Genomic DNA, 20,874 nt, shown 5'->3' with positions numbered 1-20,874 from the left:
ATGGGCAAAGAATGGGCGAACGCGAACGAACTCTGGGCCGATGTCATTGCGGAGACACTACACCGGAAAGGTGTAGACTACGCCATTACTTGTCCAGGATCACGTAGCTCGCCGCTGACTTTCGCTTTTGCTCGTCACCAATCGATCGAAGCGTTGCCTATTTTAGATGAGCGTTCGGCAGGATTTTTTGCCTTGGGCTTGGCGAAGCGAACAGGGAAACCAGTAGCGATCATTTGTACCTCTGGTTCGGCTGTCGCCAATTTATTTCCAGCAGTCGTAGAGGCTAGCGAGAGTGGCGTGCCTTTGCTGGTTTTGACGGCGGATCGTCCTCCTGAATTGAGAGATTGCTCTGCGGGCCAGACCATAGATCAAGTGAAGATCTTCGGTGGATACGCACGAAAGCAAATCGAGCTGGCTGTACCGGATTCGAGTGTCGAATTGCTGCGTTATTTGAGGCAAGCGGTAGTTCATTGCGTAGATTTTGCGACCGCATCAAATCGTGGACCTGTCCACTTGAACATCCCGTTCCGCGACCCGTTGATTCCCGTTGCGCAAGCAGGCTTTGCGTCACCGTTCGACGGAGATGGCTTCACTTCTTTCTTTTCTCACATCGAACCTTCGGATGCCTTGCCACTCCTACAGGCGATGCTGCCGGCTTCAGTTCGCGATGTTCAGAAAGGATTGATTTTGGTCGGCCCCGCATCACCTGTAAACGAAGAAGCTTGGTGCGAAAACGTTGCAGCCTGGGCAAATAGCTTAGGCTGGCCGTTGCTGTCGGATGCTTTGAATCCGATTCGCACGAATGCGAGCGCGTTCACTTCATTGGTTTGTGGGTACGAAAGTGTACTGAGAAATGCAGAGCTCTCTGAATTATTGCGACCCGAGCATGTTATTGTTTTAGGCGGATTTCCGACGAGCAAGGCATTGCGGACTTGGATAGACCAGTTGGATGTGGCGCTTACGATTCTTAGCGATCGTCCGATTAACTTGGATGCGACCCACTCACGGGCGACCCACGTTTATGCAGATTTCGAGTTTGGCGGAGTCATCGTTGAAAAAGGAGACGCTGCAGATTACGCGGAACGCTGGCTCGAACTCGAACGGCAGGTGAGCGAAGCATTGGATACACGTTTTGCTGCAACGGAAACGTTCTTCGAAGCGAAGGTTTCATGGACCCTTTCTAGGGTCTTGCCAGAAGGGAGTTCGCTCTGTGTTTCCAATAGTATGCCGCCGCGCGATATGGAGTTCTATTTCGGCAGAAACGATCTGGGGATTTCGGTCTTCAGCTCTCGCGGCGCAAATGGAATCGATGGGATTTTGTCGACAGCTCTAGGAGTCGCTCACGATGCTGAGCAGACGTTTTTGCTAACTGGAGACTTGGCTTTGTTGCACGATACGAATGGGGCTTTGATCGCTAAGAACCTGAAAGGAAGCCTGACTATCTTATTGGTGAACAACTCTGGAGGAGGCATATTCGAAATGCTCCCCGTTTCGCAGTTCGAGGATGTATTCGAAAAACATTACGGCACGGATCAGTATGTCGACTTTTCGAATTGGGCGAGGACCTACGGGATCGGCTACGAGCGCATCGAGAGTTGGTCCGAACTCGATGGGAAGCTAGGGGAGCAATCGGAGGGCGTTCGTCTACTGGAGATTTGCACGGATCGGAAACGGGACGCGGCTTTGCGCAAGCAATGGTTTGCCGAAATTAGTCGGGAGCTGAAGTAGGTTACCTCTCAGACAGGGCGGCGTGTCAACGAGCTGAAGCTAACGCGCGGCTGACTAGCCTAGGACGTTAGCATTCTAGCAGCGACGCCGAAGCGGAGATTGAACTCTGAGAAGTAGAGGCGTTCGCAGCCGAGGTGCTTGAGAGAGCTTTCAAGTGTGACCATAGCGGTCGGGAAAATGTCTGCTCTGCTCTCGGGAATGCCGTATTCTGCAACGCGTTCCTGTAGCGGTAGTGAGCAGAGACGATGGGCGATTCGCGAGAATTCGTCGATTGCGAGGCCATCTGCGAGTTGTCGACTTGTAAGTGCTTCGGCCAAGTGCTTGGCGGCTCCTCCCGTTAGCACGGCGACCTCGGATGGGCTGGAGCGCGCTGGGAATTTGGAGGCAAGCCATTGCTCCTTCACGTACTCGGCGATCAGGATTTGCTTCTCATTTTGAAGAGGAATCGCTCTATCAGTCAGTAGTAAAGAGGCTAAGCGTACGGATCCGATTCGGAGGCTTTCAGCTTCGAGGAGTTTTCCGCTCGAAAATTGGATACACTCGAGGCTGCCGCCTCCGAGATCGAGAAGGGAATAGGATTCGAGTTTTGAGAGGGCGGGATCGCACTTGAGGGCTTGGCCGATAAAGGCTGCCTCTTCGTCGCCGGAGAGGATTCGTAGCTCGTGGCCACACGCTTTTTCGACAGCGTTGACGAATGCTTGCTTGTTGGACGCGTCTCGGACGGCGGAGGTGGCGACGATGCAAATGGAATCGCATTCGCAGGCAGCTTCGACCAGTCGGGCGATGGCTGAGGAGCCGCGTGCTATCGCGTCGGCGTCTATGACGGGAGGATGGCCTGTCATGCCCTCGCCAATACGGGTTTCTTCAACGACGAAGGCGACTTTCTCTGCTGGAAGCTTTTGGCCTGCCTTTGCGATGAGGAGCTTGATTGTGTTAGATCCTACGTCGATGACGCCGACTGATTTCATGCGGTAGTGACTTTGTGGATGGGGCTAAAGCTCGTAGTTTTCCGGTGCGATGAGCACGACGAATTCGCCTTTTTTGCTGGCGGTGGCCATTTGCTCGCGGATTTGAGATATGGGACCGGACCGGATGGTCTCGAACTTTTTTGTGAGCTCGCGACCGATGCAGACGACACGTTCTGGACCAAGTACGTCCTCTAGTTCGGCGGTCATCTTTTCGATGCGGTGAGTGGATTCGTAGAGTGCGATGGTGTGCTTGAAATTGCGATACTCTTCGAAGAAACGGCGGCGGGCGGCAGATTTGGGCGGAAGGAATCCCGCGAAGAAGAAGGCGTCGGTGGGGAGTCCGCTCACGCTGAGGAGTGATGTGACGGCACATGCACCGGGGATCGGAACGACTGGAAGTCCTAGGCGCTGGCATTCGCGGGCTACTCGGAAACCGGGATCAGAAATGGCGGGAGTACCCGCGTCGGAAACGAGTGCAACAGACTCGCCGGCATGCAGCTTAGCTACGATAGAACTGGCCGCGTGCTTTTCGTTATGGTCGTGGTATGCTAAGAGAGGCCGGCGGATTTTGAGGCGCGTGAGCATCGTGCCGGTCGTACGCGTGTCTTCGCACGCTATGGAGTCGACTTTAGAGAGGAGAGATAAGGCTCGCTCGGTGATATCGGCGAGATTGCCGATGGGGGTAGCGATCACGTAGAGGTGACCGGGCTCAGGGGTGAGGGATGGATTGTCGGAGGACATGTAAGCTCGTGCGTAGATAAAAAAAGTCGGATCTCTTTCGAGATCCGTCAATTGTGGTTTCGAACCTCTGCTGAGATTCGTCGATTCTATCGGTAGTCGCTTAGTTGCTGCCCATTCCGGGAACGCCGCCTTCCCAGTCCTTTGGTCGGCTCCAAGGAATGGTGGATTCGTCTGGGTCTGCACAGCCTGTGACGAAGAAAAGAGATGCGATGCTCGCGGCAGCGAGAATGATTGATAAGAACTTTTTCATGATTGTAGAAGTCAGTTGAGGCTGGAAACCGAGTCCCCAGTTTGCGGGGTCTTGAGGAGGAACTCTGGCAGAACGCGGGCAATGCTCAAGTTTTCCTTCACTTCGGTGACCTGTATTTTGGCGATTGGTGTGTCAGCGTGCTGGACGTAAAGTTCATTTTGCAGGCGGACCCCGTCGCTATAGCCGATGTCGAGTACGACGAAGGAGGCTCCTTTACCGACTGTCAGGACGTTTCCTCTTATGGCGGGGTCGGCGGGAATAGAGGTGGGTAGAACGCTTGTAGCTTGTTGTAGCGGTTGTGTTTGCTGAAGTTCGAGGACTTGTCGTTCTAGGTTGGCGATGGCGAGTTCGTAATTGGCTATCTCCTCTTGGGGTACGCTCGTGGCCTTGAGCACATTTACTTCTTGGGTGAGTCGGCTGTTTTCTTTTTGCAGGCGGCGCTCGGCGACTTCCTGGGCGTCACGTTCGTCGGCGAGGCGCTTATTTTCCCGTTGGATCTGGAGAAGCTGGTTATTGGCGAGAAGAGCGTCAGCGGTGAGTTTTTGGATCTCTGAAGCCTGGGATTCGATGGTTTCGGCTTGGACGGAGTTCTCTTGCTGAAGCGTTTGGGTATTGGTTTTCTCGCTCTTGAGAGAGGAGTTTAGGGACTTCAGGTTGGTGTCGAGGGATTGGTACTCCGCCTTGGCGAGAAAGTAGAACACTCCGGCTGCGATGGCTCCGAGGATGGCCAGGGCTTGGAGAATTCGGGTTATCACTTTCATGGTATTCGATGCTAGGCCGCGTGTTGCGGGAGGGAAGTATAATTTATGTAGAGATTAGGAGGCCGACGCAGGCAGGAGTAAGGGTAGATTCAGAGCGAATCGAGGAGGGCTCAGATCGCTTGAGTCCTAGGCCTGGTAAGCTTGGCGATCTCGGCCATGATGCGGTCGGCTACGATTTGGTAGCGTTCCCTGCCTGCTTCGCGCCCGGGATCGTAGGAGCGTGGTGAGATCGGTTTACCGTAGCGCATGTGTACGCTCAAGTTGAAGTTAGGAAGGACTTTCCCTTTGGAGAGGACTTTGTTGGAATTGAAGATACGGCAGGGGATGACGGTCGCCTGCGATTTTGCGGCGATAAGGCCGATGCCAGGTTTGGCGAACTGTAAGGTACCGTCGGGGCTGCGAGTGCCCTCAGGAAAAAGTGTCAGAAGTCCCCCGTTTTTGAGGGTAAAAAGGGTGGCCTTCATGGCTTTGATGTCAGAGTCGCCGTCACGATCAACCGGTATGGTGCCGACGCTGTCGAGCCACCAACTGGCGGCTTTGTTAAACCAGAGGGTTTTGCGGGCGAAGAAATTGATGTGGCGACGCAGCAGACAGCCGATGAGTGGAGGGTCGAAATGGCTGGCGTGATTGACAGCGAGGATGACCCCACCTTTGGGGGGCACGTTTTCCATACCTTCGACGTCTCCAATGAGGATTTGGCTGAGCACGCCGGCGGCAAAGGTTTTGCTGGCGTGGTAGATGGTGGGTGAGTAGACGGTTGGCATCTTACTGTAGGTAAGCCTTGGATACGAGTTCCGAAACGTGCTCGACTACCTCTTCGAGAGTCATTTCGGAGGAGTCGACGAGGGTGGCTCCTTCAGGAATAGATAGTGGCGCGGTCTTCCGGCTGCTGTCCATTTGGTCGCGTTTTTCGATGCTGTCGGCGAGGCCTTCTGCCGCGCGACGTGCGGCCCGTTTGGCGGGGTCGGCGTAGAGGTAGAGACGTAGGTCGGCGTCTGGGAAGATGACGGAGCCAATGTCCCGGCCTTCCATGATGAGTCCGGCGAAGCCTTCCTCGCGAGCGATGGTGGCGAGGTCGCGTTGGTAGTCTAGGAGGAATTTGCGCAGCTCGGGAATGGCGGCGTATTGGGATACGTTGGCGTTGACTCGCTCGCTACGGATGGACTCGTCGGGTATCCAGTCGTTGACTACGATGTAGGCGGAGTTTTCATCGATGTAGGTGCCGAGCTCGATGGATGCGAGGGCTGCGTCCATGGCTGCTCCGGACTCAGGTGCGATTTCAGTTTCGAGAAGCTTGACGGTGGTTGCCCGGTAGAATGAGCCTGTATCGACGTGCATGAGATCGAATCGTTGGCTGAGGGCTCGCGAGGTTGAGCTTTTGCCGGCGGCGGCTCCGCCGTCGACGGCGATGATGATAAAGTCTTTTTTGGACATTGTAGGAATGGATTATTGGGCTCCGGGGTCGCACGCTAAAGCGTGGCGCTAGTTAGGGAGTCCTGTCGTAGCTTTTCCAATACTTGGAAGAAGTCAGGAAAGGTTTTTTTGCAGCAAGTCGGATCTTCGACCTGAAGCCAAGGTTGGCCGTTTCCGAGGGCGTCGAAGCAACCGAGGACGCCGAAGCTCATGGCTACGCGGTGGTCGTGGTAGGTGGCAATGGTAGCGGGTTGGAGTGGCTGAGGAGTGATGGTGAGGGAACCTTCAGTTTCCTGCACCTTTTGGCCGAGGCGTTGCAGACCGTCGGCCATGGCCGCTATGCGGTCGCACTCTTGATGTCGGGTGTGCCCAATTTCTTCGATGGAAGTGGTGCCGTTGAAGAGCGGAGCGACTGCAGCAGCGGTGAGGAAAGTATCGGAGTAGGGATAGAAGCTTCCCTCGAGCGATTCGGGCTTGGCGCCGGGTTCGTAGTGGACCGTGGCGGAGTGCTTTTCCCACACGATGTAAGCTCCCGCTTCTTCCATGCGGCCGGAGAAGGCAATGTCGCCTTGCAGGGATTCTTGGGTGACGCCGTGGATCTCTAGCTCGCCGGTGACGGCGACGGGCAGGGCGAAGAAGTAGGAAGCCGCGGAAGCGTCGCCTTCGACGAGATAACCTTCAGGCTTGGCTTGGTAGGGGATGAAGTTCTGAATGAGGTATCCCTGTTCCGAGGAGGACAGGGCGGACTTAGGAACGCCGAACTGCTTGAGCATGGCCAGCGTCATGTCGATGTAGCTGCGGCGGACTGAGGTGTCTTCGAGGATAATTTCGATGCCGTTCTCCGCATAGGGGGCGGCCATGACGAGGGCGGAGACGAATTGGCTCGAGGATGAGGCGTCGATGGAAGCGCGTCCACCGGTTAACCCGCTGGAACGGATGCGTAGCGGCGCGAATCCGTCGGTGGTTTCGATATTGGCTCCCAGCTGGTTGAGGGTCGTGGCAAGGTCGACGATGGGGCGTTTACGCATTTGAGGGACACCGTCGAGAGTGTAATCGCCGCCTTTGCTAAGGCAAAGAAAGGCGGTTAAGAAGCGAGCGGAGGTGCCGGAGTTTCCGACGAAGAGTTCGGCCTTTTTGTTCGGAATCTCTCCCGAGAGGCCATGGACGCGGATGGTTTTCGCGTTTGGATCGGGTCGCACGTTGAAGCCGAGTTCCTGCAGGGCTTTGATCATGATCTCGGTGTCCTCGGAGAAAAGGCAGTTTTCGAGCAGGGTTTCGCCGTCGGCAAGGGCAGCAATGATAAGGGCTCGATTGGTGATGCTTTTAGATCCGGGCACGGTGACGCTGCCGCGGACCGGAGTGGTGAAGGGAGTAACTGGATAGGGATCTTGCATGGGAAATCGGTCGTCTTCGAAGAAGTCGACCCGCCTCGATTTATAGCTGGTCACGGAACTGTTTTCCGTCGGCGAGTTGTTTGAGGAGTTCGAAATCGCTTTGGTTGGCGATAGCTGCGGTTAGGGATTGCAGGTGATCTTGAAAGTCGCGAAGGGCGCGAAGCACCTCGGGTCGGTTTTGGTCGACGATCTCGTGCCAAAGCTCAGGGCTGCCGGAGGCGACTCGAGTGGTGTCGCGTAGGCCGTTTCCGCAGTAGTCCGCAGCGGTAGGGCAGCGGGTGGCGAGAAAAGTGGCGAGCGATGAGGCGAGAAGGTGAGGAAGGTGGCTGACTTGGGCGACGATCTCGTCGTGGCGGTCGGGCGTTTCTTGAACGACTAGGGAACCGATGGCTTCCCAGAAGGCGTTGGTTTTGGCGAGGGCCTCGGGATTGGATTTGTCGGATGGGGTGACGAAACAGACTCGTTGCTCGAAGAGGTCGCCACAGGCGTTCTCCATCCCGGTTTTCTCGGAGCCGGCCATGGGGTGGGAGCCGATGAAGTGCGCTCTGCCAACGAGGGCGGCTTCGCAGCGATGAACGATGTCGGCCTTGACGCTACCGACGTCTGTTACGATGGGGTTGCCGATCGCGAATTTGGAGATTTCCTCGGCGAGGGTGATGATGCGGTTGACTGGGGCGCAGAGCACGATGAGCTCGGAGCCGCGGCAGGCCTCGTCGAGGTCGGTGCTGGCTCGGGTGCACCAAGGCTGCTGGAGAAGGGATTCGACCGCTTCCGGGCGTCGGGCCCAGATTGAGATGTCCTTGGCGACGCTTTTTTCGCTAGCGGCGATGGCGAGCGATGCTCCGAGGAGTCCGGGTGCGACAATGGTGATGGTTTGGAACACGTTATCGAAGAAGGTCTGGGAAGTGAAGTTTGCGGAAATTCTGCTCTGGCGGCTGCGGTTTGGGCCTTTACGGGAGAGGGTTGCTCGCTAGCGTCTTGGAGAGAACGTGAAGGATGGAAGAGCCGGAAGAAAACAGTGAAGAGGCAAAGTGCGCCAAGCGAATAATTTATTGGGTCATGACCGTGTTCATCGCCGCCCCCGTCGTCGCGCTCGTGTATATGGCATTTTCCGGTTGATTAGGGTTTTTCTGGGTCGATAGGAAAGGGATACCTAGGGCTACTATTATTGCCCACCGGACTTCCCATTATTTCTGTCCGCAATGACTCATAAAATGAACCAATCGATTCTCACTTTTCGTGCTATCCTATTGGCCTTCTGCGCCTTGGGTGGCTATGGCGTTTGGTATGCCTTCAACGAACTTGGCAGCGTTTGGCTGGTAATGACAGTGGCGGTGCTAATCGGCTGCTTGTTGATTTTGGTCGATATGCTGATGAAGGGCTTCTCACTGCGGGGCTTATCGGCTCTGACTTTCGGTCTCTTAGCTGGAATATTGGCGGCTCACTTGATCACGATTTCGCCGCTTTTCGAAGAAGGGGACGCTCAGGTGATCTACATCTCGCGAGTGGGAGTGTTCGTGGCGGTGACTTATCTCGGAGCAATTATCGCTTTGCGTGGTAAAGATGAATTTAACCTGGTGATCCCGTACGTTCGCTTCGACCAGCAGCAGGTAGAGGTGCCTCTAGCGGTACTGGATGAAACGACTTTGGTCGATGGTCGGGTTTCGAAGCTGGTCGCAGCCAGAATGTTGGTGGACGTGCTTTTCGTACCTAAGTTTGTGGTAGACGAACTAAACGAGTTGAGCAATTCGTCAGCGGAGGAAGAGCGCAACCGGGGCAAGCGAGGCTTGAAGACATTGGCGGAGTTGCGGTCGTTTGAACATGTTGAGGTTCGTCTGCACGAGAGCGAGCTCAAGCACGGGCAGAGTCGCGAGGAGAAAATGCTCTTTATCGTACGTAGCTTGAAGGGGCGTCTTCTCTCGGTAAGCGATTCCCTTAGCTCGAGAGCGAAACAAGAGGGCGTGCCTTTTGTAGACATGCTTGGTCTAGCCAAGGCGCTTTCTCAGGAAGTCACCGTGGGCCAGGCGATCACAGTTCGTTTAGTCAAGACCGGACGCGAAGACAGCCAAGGTGTTGGTTATTTGGAAGATGGCTCCATGGTCGTGGTGAATGGAGCTGCGGACCTCGTAGGTGCCGACGTGTTGATCGAGGTAGATAGTATCATCCCGACCAGTGGCGGACGGATGGTGTTTGGGAAGATGCTGGGACAAGGAAGCTAGGAATTTTGTTGATTCAATAGTTATCGCTCTTTTGAGAGGGTTACTTGGTGCTTGCCTCAGGAGGCGAGCGCTTAGAATGCGGAGCTTCGGCGGATCTCTTCTTCCGTGACGAATTCGACAGTCTTATACGCTTCTCAAAAACCTCTTATGGAGTTCTTTACCCTCGAAAACAAAAACGGTCTCAAGCTCAAGTTTACGAACCTTGGCGGTATCGTATCGGAAATTCACGTACCGGATCGGGACGGCAACTTTGCAGACGTCACGCTAGGTTTTGAAACGGTCGAAGAGTATAGAGACCACAATGACGCATACTTTGGGGCGCTTATCGGTCGCTATGGAAACCGGATCGGAAGCTGCAAGTTCTCTCTGGATGGCGAAATGTTCGACGGCTTGTTCGCGAACGATGGAGTCAACCATTTGCATGGCGGCAAAGTTGGTTTCGACAAGGTCGTGTGGGAGACGGAACTGGTATCCGGTGATGGATACATGGGAGCGAAACTTACATACCGAAGCCCAGACGGTGAGGAAGGCTACCCCGGTAATCTCGTTGCAACAGTCTTGTACAAACTCACCGACGAGAACGAGTGGGTTATTGAATACGAAGCGACCACGGACAAGGTGACTGTTTTTAACCCGACGAATCACGCCTATTTCAATTTAGCGGGTCATGACGGGGACTCGCCGCTGGGCCACGAGATGCTGATTAACGCGGCGTTCTTCACGCCGACCGACGAAGCCGGAATTCCGACAGGCGAGATCAACAGCGTGGAAGGGACGGACCTGGACTTTCGTTCGGCGAGAGTTTACGGAGCAACTGTGAATTCCGAGGATAGCTTGATCAGCCGACTCGGTGGCTATGACCATAACTGGATCTTAGACAAGCAGTATGGCGAATTCGGCTTGGCAGCGGTTGCTTACGAAGCCCAGTCGGGAAGGGAAATGAAGGTCTATACAAGCGAGCCTGGAGTTCAGTTTTACGCGGGTAACTTTCTCGACGGATCACTGACTGGAAAAGGTGGCAAGGTGTACCAGAAGCGCGACGGGTTTTGCCTCGAGACGCAGCATTTCCCGAATTCGCCGAACTATGGTCATTTTCCATCTACGACTTTGCGTCCGGGAGAGGTTTTCAGATCGAAGACCGTGTACGCCTTCGGGGTTCGGTAGATTGCTATTTCGCCAGTGGAGCCCGCTCTACCTTTTAACAGCGACGACTTGAGCAACTGAGCCGATGCCGGTGTGCAGGTTGCCTTCCTGAATATCGCGCTCGGTTTCCTGGGCGACCAGGAAGTCCAAGCCGTCAAGGTCTTGCTTTAGCTGGTCGATGCTCAAAAGGAGATCGAGGGTAGGAGGACCTCCGGTTCCTTTACTGAGCTGCTCGGGCGTGTAACCTTCGAGAATTAGGACACCTCCTGGCTGAAGAGCTGAGACAGATTTGCGATAGACCTCCTTGCGGAGTGCGGGAGGAAGATGGCAGAAAATGGATACGATTCCAGCAAAGCTTGAAGGCTCGAATTGAAAGTCCGCTAGGTCTCTATGAACGGTATAGAGCTCGACTCCCTTTTGTTCAGCGAGCTGGCGGGCTTTTGCGAGGCCGACCTCAGAAGAGTCGACGGAGGTGACTTTGTATCCTAGACTGGCGAGGTAAACGCCGTTGCGACCCTCACCGTCGGCGAGGGAGAGGCAGGCGCCTGCGGGAATGCGGTGCGCTTGCTCGGCAAGGAAGTCGTTAGGTTCTGTACCGTAAACGAAACCCTTGGATGAGTAGCGTTGGTCCCACTTGTTCATAGGTTGGAAAGGAAACGTCTTCGGAGAAGTCGTTCCACCTTTTTATTGGAGACTTACCGTTCGCTTTCGGCCTTCGGAAGTGAGGTGGAGTCGGTGGGTGATGGGCCAAGGGATGAAAGGTAATTTGCTGGGCCACTCGATGGCTAGGCAGAATGGGGGGTAGATCAGCTCCTCGAGCATGAGTTCGTCCCAGATATCGGGCGACTCTTCGAGCCGATAAGCATCCATGTGGGCGAGCTGTCTCGTGCCTTGGTAGATGTTGTAAATGTTAAAGGTGGGACTCGTAACCGCTTCTTGGATACTCCAGGCATGAGCGAGTCCTTTGACGAATGTTGTCTTGCCAGCACCGAGGTCGCCCTCGAGGGTGAGTATGGCTTCGTCTGGCAGGTGTTCCGCGAGTTCGTGGGCGATTTTGTGAGTCGCTTCGACGGAATCGGTGGTGATGCCCGACTTGAGTCTATCTAAGATGTTCATAGCCGGTTGCAGTGAAACCTTGGGGAGCGTTTTTGAGGATGAGACTGGGCAAACCCATCGCTGGAGGATCGATTGCGTAACCGATATGGGTAAGTGGAGTGTCGATGGATTTTCCCCAGTTCGAGGCGAAGAAAGTCAAGTCGACTCCGGGATTGAGCGCGAAGATTAGTTCGAAGTCTTCGCCGTCGTTGAAAACGTGATACAGTGCATCTCGATTTGAGATGGTGGCTGTTTCGAAGGCGTCCTGAGATACTGGGAGTAGCGAGCAATCGATCTCGCAAGCGAGGTGGGTGGGGATGACGTTTAAAAAATCTTTGCCCAACCCGTCGCTTAGATCGCTGCAGCTGAGGCAGAGTCCGGAGTTGGCTAGCCAGTGCCCCTCGATCAAGCGAGGCGTGAATGTGTGGTGCTTTTTGAGGCGGGTACCTCCGAGGGTACCGGTGACGTAGAGGGGACTGCCAGCCTGAGCGGCGTGGCGTAGCAGTGGCTTATTGCTGGGAAGTGTTTCGCCGTAGAGTGTGAGAAAGGCTCCCAGAAACTTGTCTGCGCTGGATATGTCGCCACCTACGATCCTGGTGCTGAAGAACTGGGCCTCCTTCGCTAGGCCGATATAGAACTCTTTGATCCACGAAATGGATACTGATGGGTCGAGGGCGAGGCTGATTACAGCGTGGGTCGGGCGTCCGCCCATCGCGGCAATGTCGCTCAGGTTGCGTCGAAGCAGTTTCGATGCGGCTTGCTGGGGAGTGATTGAGTCGTCGAAATGTTTACCGTAGATTAAGGGGTCGGCGGTGACGAGCTGCAGCGAACCCTCTGCGGTAGAGGGCAGGACGGCGCAGTCGTCGCCCATGCCGAAGGGAGGAGGAGGTGCGGTGTCGCCGAGCCACCTACGAAGGTTTTCGATCAGCTGGGTCTCGCCCAGATGAGCGATCGATCGGCTGGACTCTCGGGTGAACGGGTTCACGTTAGGTCAGGGAATAGCAGGATCAGTGCGAGGTTGATCGAGTTGAAGACGGAGTGGAACGCGATGCTGGAAACGAGGTTGCCGGACTCCCTGTAGGCGAATGCAAGCATGACGCCGATCGTCATGAGGGGTGCGAAGGAGTAGAGGTTGGCGTGCAGGAGGGCGAAGAAGAAGGCCGACAAACCGATCGATGCAAACAAGGGCATGCGTCCGTGAAGGTAGCGAAAGATGCCTCCGCGAAAGGCGACTTCCTCGCAAACGGGCGCAACGATGACGATGACAGTGTACATCAAGGCGAGCTCAATTGCCGAACCGCCTGCCTGGACCATTTTGATGGGATCTTGGATGACCTGTTCGAAACCGAGCGAGTTTAGAAATATCCGGGAGAAGAGGTTAACGCCTATCATCACCGGGTAAGCGATGAGGAGCCATTTCAGGCCTATGAGTACGGCCTTGGGGAATTCGACAGCTTTGGCGGTGGTAGGATCGAGAGCTTTTTCGTCGGTAAAGCGTTTGAAGACGACGTAAGCTACGAGCATGCCGATTTGCATCCCAATGTTGGCGGAGAGGGCGATCAAAAGTGGCGGATCGGCATCTGGATCGGGCGAGAGAATCCACTGGACGATCTTCGCCCCGAGAAATGAGCAGAATCCCATGAAGGAAAAGAGGAGAGCTACGAACACCCAGAAGTCGCTGCCGCGTATCTCCCACTTGGGAAGGGAGTTGCGTTCGACTAGGGGAATCGTTTCTGCGTGTGTTTCGCTTGTCATATTAAGCAGGATTCAGGCAATCGGCTTCCTCGAAAGGGGCGAGGAGAAAAGCACGAAATGAGAAAAGTGAAGAGCGATCGCTTAGAGTGAAGGATTTTGCATGACATCTGTGCGGGATGGTTTTGGGTACCCATCTTTTGTGATGGAAAAGGCCAAGAATAAAAGAGCGTCATTGCACACGCTGGGTTGTCGCCTCAACCAGTCGGAGACTTTGCTGATCGAGCAGGGGTTGCAGAATCGAGGCTACGAGATCGTGCCCTTCGGTGAAGAAGCGGATTTGGGAATAATCAACACTTGCACAGTGACGAACTTAGCAGACTCCAAGTGCCGGCAAACGATCCGTCAATTCGTGCGCAAGAATCCGCAGGCTTACACCGCAGTGGTGGGCTGTTATTCTCAGATGGGCGCGAAAGAAATCTCTGAGATAGGCGGTGTAGACTTGATTATCGGGAATCAGGAGAAGCTAAGCGTGATCGACTACATCGGGCAGGAGAAAAACGAGAAGCCGGTGATCGTGCGCGAAAAGATTTCCCAGGCGGATTTCTCGATCCACAATTTCGGAGACGTTCCTTTCAACCAGAGGGCAAATTTGAAGGTCCAGGATGGTTGCAGCTTCGTGTGCAGCTTTTGCATCATCCCGTTTGCTCGAGGCGCGGCCCGGGCCCGGGATCTGGGAAACTTGTTAAAGGAGGCTCGCTTAAAGGCTTCTCAAGGGATTCGCGAGATCGTGATCACAGGAGTAAACATTGGTACCTACCATACCGAAGACGGCGATTTGCTGAAGGTGCTGGAAGGGCTAAACGCGATCGAAGGTATCGACCGAATCCGTATCAGCAGCATCGAGCCGACCACGATTCCGACTGAGCTTTTCGGATTGATGAATGACCCGCAGCATGCGCTGCTGCCGTTTTTTCACATACCCTTACAGAGCGGTTGCGACAAGGTTCTTAAGGAAATGAGGCGCCGGTATACGATTTCTGAATACTTAGAGTTCTTGCATCTCGCCCATGATAGCGTGCCGGACGTCTACATCGGCTCCGATATTATGGTCGGTTTCCCCGGAGAAACGGAGAACGACTTCCAGGAAACTTGCAGCGTGTTTTTGGAAAACCCATTCGATTTTTGCCACGTGTTCAGTTACTCGGAGCGCCGAGGAACGATGGCAGCTCGTCGAGCGGATCAAATCGATATCCCGGAGCGGGCGCGTCGCAGTGCCTACTTGAGACGCTTGTCGTCAAAAAAGCGATATGACATGTACGAGCGCTACTTGGGACAAGAGATGCGAGTACTTTTCGAGAATCCAAAGCCGGACAGCTGGCCATCCTATACGGATAACTACATTCGCGTAGTGGTCCCGAGGTTCGGTTATCTAGCCGAGGAAAAGGGTGTCGACTTGGCAAATCGCTGCGGGCGAGTACGGCTAACTCGTGTGGCAGCGGATTATGTGGAAGGGGAGTTACTGGAGGTGCTGGATTGAAGGGAGTTCTTCAGCGCCCTTTCAGGTGGCATAGAGGTGTCCGAGGAGGCCGAGTGAAAATCCAAGAACTGCGCCAAGGGGAGGTGCCCACTTGCGCTCTATGCGTACTTGGGGTGCGATGTCCTGGAAAATCAGGTACAAGATTCCCCCTGCAGCGAACAGTTCGATAGCTGCGACCGGACGCGGATCTTTGGAGAGTAAGCCGTAGCCCAAGGCAGCGGCGGCAGGGCCGAGCAGAGACATGCATAGGAAGGCTAGCGTTATCTTTCCTTTCGACAAGCTGGTGTTGCTACGCATCTCACGGAATGCGTTGAAACCTTCTGGTAGATTTTGAAGTCCGATCATCAGAGCGATAACGAAGCTTGAGGAGGACCCATGTGCAAAGGCGGCTCCAAGCGCGATTGCCTCGGGAAGGAAGTCGGTTAGCATGGCGACGAGCTGGCCGAGGGCTGACTTCTTGCGGCTTAGAAACGTGTCGAGACCCATCAGTGAAACAGCGCCAAAAAGTAGCCAGAGACTCGCCGGTATCGGGGAGAATGCTTGGCTTCCTTCGGGAACGAGTACCAGGGCAACGGCGGAGAGCAGGGCTCCAGCTCCGAAGGCAATGACTCCGTGGCGGAATTCATTTTCCAACCAGTTCGGGCCTATGTGTTCGATTTGAGCGAAAAAGGCTCCGAGCGGCATTGCTAGTCCAGCTGCCCAAGCAATGCCTACGACCAATATCCAATCCATGCATGAATGAACCAACCTTTGGAGGACAGCGCTAGAAAAAATGAAAGCGGTGGCTTTGAGGCCGGCGCTTCGAAAGTTTTTGCCTGTTAGCTGCAGCTACCTTTCGTTGGGCAAGATTTCGACTTCGACCCCGTCGCCCTCTAGCTTTTGGTAGAAGACCTTGATGCCTCTAATCGATGCGAACGGGTGAAGCTGAGAAAGCTCGCCGCCGACACGGTCGAAGGAAAGTTGGTTGAGCTATTTGACTGAAGGCTAGTGTTTGCTCAGGCGCCCCGGTGTCTTAACCCGCTAGGGTTCGGTTCGATTTATTTCTCGAGTCGACGGGTCGGCTGGCGCGTCAAATGCAATGGGCCCGCCAACGGATACTGCTCGGAGCAAGTCATTAACAGTTAGACGCTCGGGCTATCCTTACAAACTAAAGTATGAAACCATTTCGTAGGCTCGCGATTGTCGGCTGCGGAGCGTCGACGATCTTCGTCCTTAAACACTTACTGGATGCGCCTAGCCAGCTGCGCCTTCAGCTCGAGGTAATCGCGATTTTCGAGAAGAGCGTTATTTTGGGGATGGGCATGCCCTACAATCCGCAATTTACGGACCGCTATAACCTGTCGAATATTTCGTCCGAGGAATTCCCGGAGTTGCCCGAAACGCTGGTGGAATGGTTACGGCGGCAGAACAAGGCTGATCTGGACGAGTTAGGGATTCGCAGCGAAGCGATTTCCGAGTCGGAAATTTACAGCAGGCTGACCTTGGGCCGCTACTTGAATGCTCAATATCGGACCTTGCTCGAACGCTTTAGGTCGCTGGGCGTTTCGATACTGGAGTACGCGAGTTGCGAAGTGACGGACCTGACGTTATCGGAGGCTGATGGAGTGACCATCGTCACGGCCCTAGGTTGCTTTCCTGATTTCGATAGAGTGGTTATCGCGACTGGCCACGGTTGGGAGGAAGAGGATTGTCAGGACAAGGGCTTCTACGCTTCGCCATGGCCTATCGCTAAGTTGCTACCGGCTCCGGGAGCTTTTTGTAATTATACGGTGGGTACGCTTGGCTCGTCGTTGAGCGCTTTCGATGTCATCGCCTCCCTTTCGCAACGCCACGGAACGTTTGTGGAGGATGGGGATCGTTTGGTTTATCTCCCGGCGGCGGGTACGGAAAAGTTTAAGCTAGTTATGCACAGCGCGAGTGGACGGCTACCTCACGTCCAGTTCGAGCAAGTCAATGCTTTGCGGGAGATCTATCGTCACGTCACGCGCGACGCATTGCTGGCTCTCAGGCAGCCCGATGGATTCCTTCGCTTGAGCACCTATTTCGAAAAGGTATGCAAGCCGGCGTTTATGGATGCGTTTCGTAAGGATGATCGTGGCGATGTAGTTAAACGTTTGAGACAGCCGGAATTTACGTTTTTGGACTTCATCGAGTTGATGTCTGAAGAGCATCTGTACGTGGATCCTTTTAGCGGACTGGAAGAAGAGCTTCGGGAGGCGGAGTCTTTGGAGCGGCGGGCTCAGCCAGTTTATTGGAAAGAGGTTCTCGACGACCTGGTGTATACTCTGAATTTCCATGCGGAGCTTCTGCCGGCAGAGGATCACATCTTCGTGCGTCGCCACTTGATGTCTTTTCTCCTGAATGTCGTAGCTGCTATGCCGTTGCCGTCGGCTCGCATGCTGCTCGCACTGCATCGCGCGGGAAAGTTGGAGCTCGTGGGGGGGCCAGTTCGGGTTCGCCACGACGACTCAGGAGCGGGCCTAGCGCGGCTCGAAGTCGGAGAGGGGGAAGGGCGTGTCTTCGAGTATCCAATGTTTGTAGACTGCAGCGGGCAGAAGCCATTGGAAATCGAGGATCTTCCATTCCAGTCCTTGATTGCCTTGGGTTTCGCAAGGAAGGCGAGGGCAGGCTTTCAGTATCCGGAGCGGGCGATCGCTGATTTGCAAGGGGGCGAGAAGGAGCATTTGATCGTGACGAAAAGAGGGGTGCTCACTTACGCTCTCGGAGGGCTCGACGTCGACGGATACTATGCGCTGATTGACGATAACGGGTGCCGCAGCTCTCAGGTTTTTGACATAGCCTTTTCGCACGTTAGCGGGCTAAGGCCTTACTCCTACGGGCTGCAAGCTTGCAACGCCACGAGCGCAGTGCTCGTCGAAGGTTGGGTCATAGAGGCCCGTTCGGTCGGCGTAGACGGAACGGTGGAGTCTGCCTCGAAGAGCTACGAGGCAATTGGGTGAGGAAGCTGTCTTGGTTGTTGGGAAACTTTCGCTCAGGCAGTCGCGGAGAGGTGCGAAGCACACGACGGCTTTGTGCCTTTGCTATGGCGATAGCTCGGTTTAATACGTGTATTGGAGGTGGGAATACGTTTTTGAGTGCATCGTAGCAATGGACGATACGGTCCCAACGTGTGGAATTGAATGATGGGGCGAGGCAGTGTTCGGCGTGATAGCGTGAGAATTCGTTTCCTTCTGCGAATTTAGAGAGCCAGTGGATTCCGTTGTGGATTTACTGTTGGTTCCAGGACGCACGGTCTTGATCTTCTAGAAGAACGAGTCCGCATGAGGGATGGGAGCGGGCCAGATTCGCACGGCTGCGAAGAGGGCGTTTCGGACGGCGTACTCGATATCGATGATGCGAGCGACGCCTATTTTCCCCGGCGAGGAGGGAAACGACGTTTCCGTATTCCCGCTGGAAGAGGTTGTTTAGATCTGCAGAGTGGCTCAAGGCGTGGTGATTTCACGGATCTCGACGGAGGAGCCAGGTGCGCAGACTCCGGGACATGCTAGCGACTTCGATGGCTTCTTCGTAGCTTTCTGCGGATATCACCATGTAGCCGCCGACGACTTCCTTAGATTCGACGAATGGGCCATCGATCGTTTTTTCCAAGGAAACGACGCGGCCGGTGCCGCTGAGGCCGCCGCCAAGATCGACTAGGTTGTCGCTGAACTTTTCCCGCCACTCGTTGAAGACAGCGTACATTTTTTCCATATCGCTGGGCGAGGGTGGTTCACAGCCTTCTTGGGAGGCACTTCGTTGGATGCATAGATAGTTCTTTTTAGGCATTTTTTTGGGGTTTAAGTTATGCCGGATTAAGGTGCCGACATAGGATGTAGGCTAGGGATGAGTAAATTGGACACAGGGGGGGCATTTTTTCGAAACGTTTCTGGGGAGCATGGGGAAAAGGAAAAGGCTGCGATGGGAGTCGCAGCCTTCGGGGGAAGTGGTGTTGAGTCGCGTCGAGGTGTCTCGCTCAGCGTTGGTTGGGCAAGATTTCGACTTCGTAGCCGTCGGGATCGGTGATGAAGGCCATGGAGAAATCTTCCTTTTCCTTCCAGTTTTCGGGCCAGACTTCGACGCCGTCGTCCTCGAGCTTTTGACAGAAGGCTTTGATGTCGTCTACGCCGATGCAGGTGTGCATCAGGTCTTCAGGGAACTCGACCTTGAAGTCGGGCGAGTAGGTGAGCTCGAGCATGTGATCGTTGCCCGGGAGCTGGAGGTGGACGATTTGGTTGCCTTGCGGGCTGGTGTTGGGTCCTTTGAACACTTCGAAGCCGCAGTGTTTGCAGTAGAAGTCGAGGGACTTTTGTAGGTCAGCTACGCGTACGCGAGTGTGGAGGAATTTAATCATAGAATTTCTGTTATTGAGGGCGGTATGGCTTAGGCCAAGCCTGTATCTGTATCGCTACGGATTATCCCTTTAACCGATTGCTAGTCAGTGGCCGCTATTTCGCGAATTCCTCAAACTCGAAAGAGAGCGCACGAGGATCTTCCACTCTTTGAAACTCTCGGAAGCGGAACAAATTATACCGAGTCTCCTCGGAAATGGCCTCAGGGCTTTTGGTCGGGACAAGTCTGAATGAATCCAGTTCGGTCACTTTTTCGAGATAGAAAGAGACGACCTTGAAATCGTGTTGAGTCGCAGCTGTGAGGGTGACTCGGTCCATGGGGAGGCGGCCAATAGGAGATGGGAATTCTCTCTGTGCTCCGTGAAGCTTGCGGCGGATTAGCAGGTAGCCAACTGCCTCGACTTGGAAGAGCCAAGACTTGATTGCTCTCTTGATGTCTAGGAGGTCGGTGTCAAACGAATGGGCTTTGAACTGATCGTGGATGGTATAGGAGATCACAACGACGGTCTCTTCGGATTTCGGAATGAAATCGTGAGAGCGGCACTCGCAAAAGTGTCGCCCAGTCTGGATGAGCTGCCCAAGAATCATCGGAATTTATCGTATCCAAAAACGGAATTATCGAAAGTGGAAATTGAACTTATTCAGACGAAAAATGGACCTGCGTCAGCGGTTTTCGTCAACCTTACGGGCAGTCTCTTAGATCTTCTGGTAGATGAGAGACCTTTGGGTCCGTATTTGGCCAATTTAGAGGCGGGCTGGTAGGCCGGCGGCGGCGAGGTGTTCCTTCGCTTGCTTGATGGTGTAGGTGCCGAAGTGGAAGATCGAGGCGGCGAGCACGGCGGAGGCTTTTCCCTTGTTGAGGACGTCGACCATGTGGTCGAGGTTGCCGGCTCCTCCAGATGCGATGACTGGCACTTCGACTGACTCGGAGATGCGGCGAGTGAGCTCACAGTCGTAGCCAGCTAGGGTTCCGTCGGCGTCCATGCTCGTAAGCAAAATTTCACCCGCACCGAGCGATACCGCTTTCTTGGCCCACTCGATGGCGTCGAGCGGAGTCGGGTTTCGTCCACCGTGGGTGAACACGCGCCAAGAGTCGCCGTCGCGCTTGGCATCGATGGCGAGTACGATGCATTGGTTGCCGAACTTTCGTGCAGACTGAAAGATGAGGTCTGGGTTGTTGATAGCAGCCGTGTTGAGCGAAACCTTGTCGGCTCCGGAGTGCAGCATCTTGGTGATGTCGTCGACGGTGCGAAGTCCTCCGCCAACAGTGAGCGGCATGAAACACTCAGAGGCGGTCCGTTCGACGACGTCGCGCATAATTTGGCGTTCGTCGGAGGAAGCTGTGATGTCGAGGAATACGAGTTCGTCGGCACCTTGCTGGTCGTATGCTTTCGCGGATTCGACGGGATCGCCCGCGTCGCGAAGCTCTTTGAACTTAACGCCTTTGACGACGCGGCCGGCATGGACGTCGAGGCAAGGAATGATGCGTTTGGCTAGCACGGTGGTGGAAGTTGTGGAGGGTGAGGGCTGAACACTGGGAGGTTTGGTTTGTGGGACAATAAAAATTGTTCAATGCCTGCT

Annotated in this window: 22 protein-coding genes; 5 read left to right on the top strand and 17 right to left on the bottom strand. The window is 54.7% G+C overall.

The window, feature by feature from the left end; translation table 11 throughout:
- Positions 1–1,728, top strand: coding sequence for a 2-succinyl-5-enolpyruvyl-6-hydroxy-3-cyclohexene-1-carboxylic-acid synthase (gene menD / locus QEH53_RS15015; RefSeq protein WP_309024034.1), 1,728 nt, complete (start codon positions 1–3; stop codon positions 1,726–1,728).
- Between the two features lie 59 nt (positions 1,729–1,787).
- On the opposite strand, the gene QEH53_RS15010 is transcribed toward menD, so the two are convergent.
- The 8 genes from QEH53_RS15010 to QEH53_RS14975 form a co-directional block, all read right to left on the bottom strand.
- Positions 1,788–2,696 carry a hypothetical protein gene (locus QEH53_RS15010; protein WP_309024033.1) on the bottom strand — a complete coding sequence of 303 codons (909 nt, stop codon included), beginning with the start codon at positions 2,694–2,696 and terminating at the stop codon, positions 1,788–1,790.
- A gap of 24 nt (positions 2,697–2,720) precedes the next feature.
- Entirely contained in the window at positions 2,721–3,437 is a 717-nt protein-coding gene (gene rsmI, locus QEH53_RS15005) for a 16S rRNA (cytidine(1402)-2'-O)-methyltransferase (RefSeq protein WP_309024032.1), read from the bottom strand.
- Positions 3,438–3,537: 100 nt separating this feature from the next.
- Positions 3,538–3,687, bottom strand: coding sequence for a hypothetical protein (locus QEH53_RS15000; RefSeq protein ID WP_309024031.1), 150 nt, complete (start codon positions 3,685–3,687; stop codon positions 3,538–3,540).
- An 11-nt stretch (positions 3,688–3,698) separates the two neighbouring features.
- Positions 3,699–4,448, bottom strand: a complete 750-nt coding sequence (locus tag QEH53_RS14995; protein ID WP_309024030.1) for a hypothetical protein — start codon at positions 4,446–4,448, stop codon at positions 3,699–3,701.
- Between the two features lie 110 nt (positions 4,449–4,558).
- Positions 4,559–5,212, bottom strand: coding sequence for a lysophospholipid acyltransferase family protein (locus QEH53_RS14990; protein ID WP_309024029.1), 654 nt, complete (start codon positions 5,210–5,212; stop codon positions 4,559–4,561).
- A gap of 1 nt (position 5,213) precedes the next feature.
- Complete coding sequence (cmk, locus tag QEH53_RS14985) at positions 5,214–5,882, bottom strand: (d)CMP kinase (protein ID WP_309024028.1); 669 nt, start codon at positions 5,880–5,882, stop codon at positions 5,214–5,216.
- A 35-nt stretch (positions 5,883–5,917) separates the two neighbouring features.
- On the bottom strand, positions 5,918–7,309 hold the full coding sequence (gene aroA, locus QEH53_RS14980) for a 3-phosphoshikimate 1-carboxyvinyltransferase (RefSeq protein WP_309024027.1): 1,392 nt from the start codon (positions 7,307–7,309) through the stop codon (positions 5,918–5,920).
- Entirely contained in the window at positions 7,296–8,138 is an 843-nt protein-coding gene (locus QEH53_RS14975) for a prephenate dehydrogenase/arogenate dehydrogenase family protein (protein WP_309024026.1), read from the bottom strand. Before QEH53_RS14975 ends, aroA begins: the two co-directional genes overlap by 14 nt.
- A 331-nt stretch (positions 8,139–8,469) precedes the next feature.
- On the opposite strand from QEH53_RS14975, the gene QEH53_RS14970 reads away from it, so the two are divergent.
- Positions 8,470–9,474 carry a twitching motility protein PilT gene (locus QEH53_RS14970; protein WP_309024025.1) on the top strand — a complete coding sequence of 335 codons (1,005 nt, stop codon included), beginning with the start codon at positions 8,470–8,472 and terminating at the stop codon, positions 9,472–9,474.
- 105 nt (positions 9,475–9,579) lie between these two features.
- The gene (locus tag QEH53_RS14965) at positions 9,580–10,638 is read left to right on the top strand and encodes an aldose epimerase family protein (protein WP_309024024.1); all 1,059 of its coding nucleotides are present in this window, start codon (positions 9,580–9,582) and stop codon (positions 10,636–10,638) included.
- A 27-nt stretch (positions 10,639–10,665) separates the two neighbouring features.
- Here QEH53_RS14965 and QEH53_RS14960 read toward each other — a convergent pair whose 3' ends face one another.
- Genes QEH53_RS14960 through QEH53_RS14945 form a run of 4 tightly spaced genes read right to left on the bottom strand, consistent with a single transcriptional unit; the run spans position 10,666 to position 13,467 of the window.
- Positions 10,666–11,259 (bottom strand): class I SAM-dependent methyltransferase, encoded by a 594-nt coding sequence (locus QEH53_RS14960; RefSeq protein WP_309024023.1) that lies wholly within the window; start codon positions 11,257–11,259, stop codon positions 10,666–10,668.
- A gap of 42 nt (positions 11,260–11,301) precedes the next feature.
- The gene (tsaE, locus tag QEH53_RS14955) at positions 11,302–11,733 is read right to left on the bottom strand and encodes a tRNA (adenosine(37)-N6)-threonylcarbamoyltransferase complex ATPase subunit type 1 TsaE (RefSeq protein WP_309024022.1); all 432 of its coding nucleotides are present in this window, start codon (positions 11,731–11,733) and stop codon (positions 11,302–11,304) included.
- Positions 11,717–12,697: a thiamine-phosphate kinase gene (locus QEH53_RS14950; protein ID WP_309024021.1), complete on the bottom strand. Its 981-nt coding sequence runs from the start codon at positions 12,695–12,697 to the stop codon at positions 11,717–11,719. Before QEH53_RS14950 ends, tsaE begins: the two co-directional genes overlap by 17 nt.
- Positions 12,694–13,467: a type II CAAX endopeptidase family protein gene (locus QEH53_RS14945; RefSeq protein WP_309024020.1), complete on the bottom strand. Its 774-nt coding sequence runs from the start codon at positions 13,465–13,467 to the stop codon at positions 12,694–12,696. Before QEH53_RS14945 ends, QEH53_RS14950 begins: the two co-directional genes overlap by 4 nt.
- 142 nt (positions 13,468–13,609) lie before the next feature.
- Here QEH53_RS14945 and mtaB point away from each other — a divergent pair, with 142 nt between their 5' ends.
- Positions 13,610–14,944, top strand: a complete 1,335-nt coding sequence (mtaB, locus tag QEH53_RS14940; protein ID WP_309024019.1) for a tRNA (N(6)-L-threonylcarbamoyladenosine(37)-C(2))-methylthiotransferase MtaB — start codon at positions 13,610–13,612, stop codon at positions 14,942–14,944.
- A gap of 21 nt (positions 14,945–14,965) precedes the next feature.
- Here mtaB and QEH53_RS14935 read toward each other — a convergent pair whose 3' ends face one another.
- A complete protein-coding gene (locus tag QEH53_RS14935; protein WP_309024018.1) occupies positions 14,966–15,676 on the bottom strand; it encodes a hypothetical protein in 711 nt (236 codons plus the stop codon).
- Positions 15,677–16,098: 422 nt separating this feature from the next.
- Between QEH53_RS14935 and QEH53_RS14930 the strand changes: the two genes are divergently transcribed.
- On the top strand, positions 16,099–17,904 hold the full coding sequence (locus QEH53_RS14930) for an FAD/NAD(P)-binding protein (RefSeq protein ID WP_309024017.1): 1,806 nt from the start codon (positions 16,099–16,101) through the stop codon (positions 17,902–17,904).
- Between the two features lie 499 nt (positions 17,905–18,403).
- Here the strand turns inward: QEH53_RS14930 and QEH53_RS14925 are convergent, their stop codons facing one another.
- The 4 genes from QEH53_RS14925 to hisF form a co-directional block, all read right to left on the bottom strand.
- Positions 18,404–18,730 (bottom strand): YciI family protein, encoded by a 327-nt coding sequence (locus QEH53_RS14925; protein WP_309024016.1) that lies wholly within the window; start codon positions 18,728–18,730, stop codon positions 18,404–18,406.
- 187 nt (positions 18,731–18,917) lie between these two features.
- Complete coding sequence (locus tag QEH53_RS14920) at positions 18,918–19,295, bottom strand: VOC family protein (protein WP_309024015.1); 378 nt, start codon at positions 19,293–19,295, stop codon at positions 18,918–18,920.
- Positions 19,296–19,389: 94 nt separating this feature from the next.
- The gene (locus QEH53_RS14915; protein WP_309024014.1) at positions 19,390–19,881 is read right to left on the bottom strand and encodes a hypothetical protein; all 492 of its coding nucleotides are present in this window, start codon (positions 19,879–19,881) and stop codon (positions 19,390–19,392) included.
- Between the two features lie 156 nt (positions 19,882–20,037).
- Entirely contained in the window at positions 20,038–20,793 is a 756-nt protein-coding gene (hisF, locus tag QEH53_RS14910) for an imidazole glycerol phosphate synthase subunit HisF (RefSeq protein ID WP_309024013.1), read from the bottom strand.
- Positions 20,794–20,874: the final 81 nt, after the last annotated feature.

Source organism: Pelagicoccus sp. SDUM812002, from assembly GCF_031127835.1.
Lineage (GTDB): Bacteria > Verrucomicrobiota > Verrucomicrobiia > Opitutales > Opitutaceae > Pelagicoccus.
This window is presented reverse-complemented; position numbering and strand designations above follow the sequence as displayed.

Excerpts from the sequence above, each read along its gene's own strand:
- menD (WP_309024034.1), top strand. The coding sequence starts at position 1 with ATGGGCAAAGAATGGGCGAACGCGAACGAACTCTGGGCCGATGTCATT.
- QEH53_RS15010 (WP_309024033.1), bottom strand. The coding sequence starts at position 2,696 with ATGAAATCAGTCGGCGTCATCGACGTAGGATCTAACACAATCAAGCTC.
- rsmI (WP_309024032.1), bottom strand. The coding sequence starts at position 3,437 with ATGTCCTCCGACAATCCATCCCTCACCCCTGAGCCCGGTCACCTCTAC.
- QEH53_RS15000 (WP_309024031.1), bottom strand. The coding sequence starts at position 3,687 with ATGAAAAAGTTCTTATCAATCATTCTCGCTGCCGCGAGCATCGCATCT.
- QEH53_RS14995 (WP_309024030.1), bottom strand. The coding sequence starts at position 4,448 with ATGAAAGTGATAACCCGAATTCTCCAAGCCCTGGCCATCCTCGGAGCC.
- QEH53_RS14990 (WP_309024029.1), bottom strand. The coding sequence starts at position 5,212 with ATGCCAACCGTCTACTCACCCACCATCTACCACGCCAGCAAAACCTTT.
- cmk (WP_309024028.1), bottom strand. The coding sequence starts at position 5,882 with ATGTCCAAAAAAGACTTTATCATCATCGCCGTCGACGGCGGAGCCGCC.
- QEH53_RS14970 (WP_309024025.1), top strand. The coding sequence starts at position 8,470 with ATGAACCAATCGATTCTCACTTTTCGTGCTATCCTATTGGCCTTCTGC.
- QEH53_RS14960 (WP_309024023.1), bottom strand. The coding sequence starts at position 11,259 with ATGAACAAGTGGGACCAACGCTACTCATCCAAGGGTTTCGTTTACGGT.
- tsaE (WP_309024022.1), bottom strand. The coding sequence starts at position 11,733 with ATGAACATCTTAGATAGACTCAAGTCGGGCATCACCACCGATTCCGTC.
- QEH53_RS14945 (WP_309024020.1), bottom strand. The coding sequence starts at position 13,467 with ATGACAAGCGAAACACACGCAGAAACGATTCCCCTAGTCGAACGCAAC.
- mtaB (WP_309024019.1), top strand. The coding sequence starts at position 13,610 with ATGGAAAAGGCCAAGAATAAAAGAGCGTCATTGCACACGCTGGGTTGT.
- QEH53_RS14935 (WP_309024018.1), bottom strand. The coding sequence starts at position 15,676 with ATGGATTGGATATTGGTCGTAGGCATTGCTTGGGCAGCTGGACTAGCA.
- QEH53_RS14930 (WP_309024017.1), top strand. The coding sequence starts at position 16,099 with ATGAAACCATTTCGTAGGCTCGCGATTGTCGGCTGCGGAGCGTCGACG.
- QEH53_RS14925 (WP_309024016.1), bottom strand. The coding sequence starts at position 18,730 with ATGCCTAAAAAGAACTATCTATGCATCCAACGAAGTGCCTCCCAAGAA.
- QEH53_RS14920 (WP_309024015.1), bottom strand. The coding sequence starts at position 19,295 with ATGATTAAATTCCTCCACACTCGCGTACGCGTAGCTGACCTACAAAAG.
- QEH53_RS14915 (WP_309024014.1), bottom strand. The coding sequence starts at position 19,881 with ATGATTCTTGGGCAGCTCATCCAGACTGGGCGACACTTTTGCGAGTGC.